This is a genomic window from Antrihabitans spumae, from assembly GCF_043944905.1.
Classification (GTDB): domain Bacteria; phylum Actinomycetota; class Actinomycetes; order Mycobacteriales; family Mycobacteriaceae; genus Antrihabitans; species Antrihabitans spumae.
In genome coordinates this window covers 249-4050 of the sequence record NZ_JBIMSN010000028.1, presented here as the reverse complement: position 1 = coordinate 4050, position 3802 = coordinate 249, and the positions used below count along the sequence as shown (strand labels likewise).

Genomic DNA, 3802 nt, shown 5'->3' with positions numbered 1-3802 from the left:
AACCCAATCCGAAACAGATCAAGCCGGCACGTCAGCCCGGAGAAAGATCTGGGCTAGGTCGGAGTTGAATCGCACGAACTCGAAACAGGAAAGATGGCAGAACATGAACGACGAAGCAAATGCGGTCCCCAACGATGGCGCGCTGCAAGCGCGAGCGGACGTATTAGTCGACAAGATCCTCGCCGCCGGGATGCTCGGTGTTGGCCCATGGAAGGGCGCCAAGCAAATCGCCGACGAAGCGCTGCAAACGTCGAATAGCCAGGACGAGGCCATCAAACGATTGATCGCAACGCATCGTCGTCAGGTCGGCGTTTCCGGCTTCGTGACGAGCGTCGGCGGGCCGATCTCGCTCGTCGTCGGAATGCCAGCCGACATTGTCTCGTTCTATGCTGCGGCTGTTCGCGTCACTGCAGCAATCGCCTACACCCGTGGTTACAACCTCGATACGGAGGAAGTGAAGAGCGTTGTGCTTGTTTCTCTCCTCGGTGCGGGAGGTGCTGCCGCAATCGGCGAAGCTGGCGCAAAGATCGGTACCAAGTCCGCGATTGCAGCCATCCAACGAGTCCCGGGCCGGGTGCTGATTGACATCAATAAAAAAGTCGGCTTTCGCCTCGTGACCAAATTCGGCCAGCGAGGTGCGATCAATCTCGTGAAGATCGTTCCGCTCGTGGGCGGTGGCGTCGGTGCGGGCGTCAATGTCGTCGGGCTGAATACGATCGCCAAGTACGCGAAGTCCAACTTCCCGGATCGGTTGGTGGAGGAGCCGATCTCTGAACCGTAGAAAACGAACGAAGGTCCGATACGCATCGCGGCGTGTGCTCCGAGTTTGTTCGAGCGGACATGCGACGAAGTCAGCGGGCGACGATATTAGCGACATTCGGATTGTTTGCTGTATGGGTCCGATTCCGAGGAGCGTGTGCGTTTCGAGGAGCGCGCGCCGAGCGCCTTGGCTGCGCTCGATCTGCCGGCCAATAGGACCCAGTTGACTGGGTCGCAGGTGCTAGCTTCCGTCTATCGACATGCAGGAGAGGACAGTGACGTGCCACTAAAGTGGGGAGAACAAACTGCTACGAGTACGGCAGGGAACCTCCTTCTGATCGCTCCACCAGGATGCGGCAAGACCGAGTTGCTCGCAGGTCGTGCAAAAGGGCTGATCCCTCTCCTCCGCGCAAACGAGAAAGTTCTCGCCTTGACCTTCACTAATCGAGCGAGGGCAAATCTGTGTAGTCGACTCGACTCGGAGATCGGTACGAAAAGACGCATCCATTACGTGACTGTTCGCAACCTGCATGGTCACGCAGCCAGTGTCATTTTCAACCACCGTCGTCTCCTCGATTTCAACCTGGACTCGATGCGCTGGCCAAGAAGAACGACTTTTAAACGAGCAATTGAGAGGGTGGCCCCTTGGTCTGATGTGAGGACTAGGGAAGAGGTAGATCAACAGCTCTGTCGCGTGAAATGTGGTCCCTTAAGTGATTTCGAGGTGCTTGAGGCATTGACGAAGCTTGGGAATGGTATCGCGCTTGCGGTAGAGCTTGAGCGCGTTCGATCCGATGAACTGCATTACGCAGATCTCCTACGGCACGCTCAGCGTCTTTTGCTGAATGATGACGTGGCTGCCTGGTACCAGGAACGGTACGGTGCCGTTCTCGTCGACGAGTTCCAGGATCTCACGTCCCAGCAATTAGAGATCGCGCTTAGGACGTGCTCGAAGAGTCGCACCTTCGCCGGTGATCCTTTGCAAGGGATCTATGGGTGGGCTGGCGCTGCTCCGGCTGCAATCGAAAGAGATCTTCGCGATATCTGCGGGGAGCCTGTGCGCTCGAATATCTCGTATCGCTCGTCTCCGGCGGTACTCGCAATGGTCAACGCAGTGTCAGTGCCGATGGGTGCGGAACCGCTGTCCGCGCATAAACCGAAGTCTTGGATCCAGGGTGGTGTATCTGCGGCGCTAGCCTTCGAGACGCGTTCGTTGGAAGGAAAGTTCATCGCGCTTGCTGCTGAATCCATTATTGCAACTGACCCCTCTGCTTCCGTTGGAATAATCTGCCGCTCGGGTTGGAGGCGACAAAGGATCGACGAGACCTTTGCGTGTCGTCCCGAGATAGATTGCGTACTTTGGGATCTCGCAGTGTACGAGCCTGGTATCGTCGAAATGATTCGTGCTGCAGCGAAGAGAATGGCAATCGGCATTACTCTTCGTGAAGCGGAACGGAGGGTCGTGGCAACGATTGATCATATTGATTTCGAATCCATTGATCTCATACGTGAAGTGTTTGAGATGTTGGCAACCTTTGGATACCAGGACCTGAATTCGGCCCTAGCTCGGCTTCCCGTCAACCGAGATGAACCTGTGTTCGCTGGCGTGCATTTGCTGAACGCGCACCTCGGCAAGGGACAGCAATTTGACTGGGTTTTCATCCCAGGTTTCGAAGAGGGCCACCTACCGGACGAACGGTGCAGCGCAGGTCCGGAGCTGAAAGAAGAAGAGCGAGTGCTCCTTGTGATGTTGTCGCGTGCGCGCAAAGGCGTTGTTATCACCCGAGCGAAGACCTCTGGTGGATCGAGGCGGAGGCTCACGAAGAGTCGGTGGTGGGATGCACTTGCGGAAGCTGCGTTGACGAGAAGTTCTGAGTTGCCAGGTCTTCTAAGGAGCGCGCAAGCTCCCGCTTGATGGTAGCCACCACGGAAAATCAATGAGTCCAATAGCTGAAGTGCTCGACATCGCCGGAAGCGCACTGCATCGAAATCTCGACTGAGGCAACGACATACTGCCACAACGCACATTGACCACGATCGCGGCTGCAACCTCATCGAGCCCGGACTGCTTGCGGCAATCAGTGCTTTTCCGGTGGCGCGAGTTCAAGTAGGCACAATAAGTTGGCGTCGAGTGCGGTGACGATTTCGGTGACTGCTTGGGTCATATCTCGCGCTTCTGCCGAGAGATTCTGTAGGTGCTCGGCTGCCATCTCGTCACCAACTGCGTTCGCGAAGAGGTCCTCAAAATTGTTGCTCAATCCCAACGCGCGCTGGGCGACAGCCGCATTCTTGAGCTTGGTGTCCAAGAGGGCAAGGTTCTTCTTGTAGTCGTCAAGGGCTGTGACGCGTTCGAGGAGCTTCATCCACACAAGGTCCAGTGGTTGTTTGGCGATGTCGTAGGCCCGATTCGCCATCACAGCTGCCGGCTGGTCGCCGGTGGGGCCTGAGCCAAGCTTGTTTATTGCCTCGCCGAGTTGGAGCGCGTGATCGATGATCTGGCCCAACTCGTCAAAAGGATGAAGCCGAGCACGGTGAGTGATCAGATACTGACTGGTCCAGGATTGAGACTTAGCGATCGTGGTGACTATTCGATCGGCCACCGCAATTAACGCCAGGAGACGGCCGTGTCCGTAATTCATATGCTTGAGCGCTTGTACCCCTGTGGCGTTCCGCGCGGCGTAGTCCATCGTCAGTTGAGCCATAGTCCCCTTTAGGTAGTCATCCGTGCCGGGCACGCCGTCGTACAACGCCTCACACCGGGGGAGGAGCACCTCGACCGTGGCACGCAACAAAGCCTTTCTGTCGCTGGGGGTTTGGCGGTGGCCGCCGTCGAAGTTGATAACCACATCTGCCAAACAGATCGCTGCGCAGATGAATCCCACTACAACGCCGAGCGCAGGGTGAAAAACGTAACCTGCGAACCAGCCAAAACCGATGCAGCCGAGGGCCTTGACCCCGGATGTTGGACACGGCGATATCTGGTTACGCGGCCAGGTTGAGGTTACCGACGAAGCGGTTTTCGTATGAGGCGGGGCTGACGTGC

The 3802-nt window shown here is 56.9% G+C and carries 3 protein-coding genes; 2 read left to right on the top strand and 1 reads right to left on the bottom strand.

The window, feature by feature from the left end:
• Window positions 1–103 precede the first annotated feature (103 nt).
• On the top strand, window positions 104–781 hold the full coding sequence (locus ACHIRB_RS07560) for an EcsC family protein (protein ID WP_395126694.1): 678 nt from the start codon (window positions 104–106) through the stop codon (window positions 779–781).
• Between the two features lie 135 nt (window positions 782–916).
• Complete coding sequence (locus ACHIRB_RS07555; RefSeq protein ID WP_395126693.1) at window positions 917–2674, top strand: UvrD-helicase domain-containing protein; 1758 nt, start codon at window positions 917–919, stop codon at window positions 2672–2674.
• Between the two features lie 163 nt (window positions 2675–2837).
• Here ACHIRB_RS07555 and ACHIRB_RS07550 read toward each other — a convergent pair.
• On the bottom strand, window positions 2838–3802 hold a 965-nt coding region (locus ACHIRB_RS07550), incomplete at its 5' end, for a hypothetical protein (protein WP_395127655.1).

Excerpts from the sequence above, each read along its gene's own strand:
- ACHIRB_RS07560 (WP_395126694.1), top strand. The coding sequence starts at position 104 with ATGAACGACGAAGCAAATGCGGTCCCCAACGATGGCGCGCTGCAAGCG.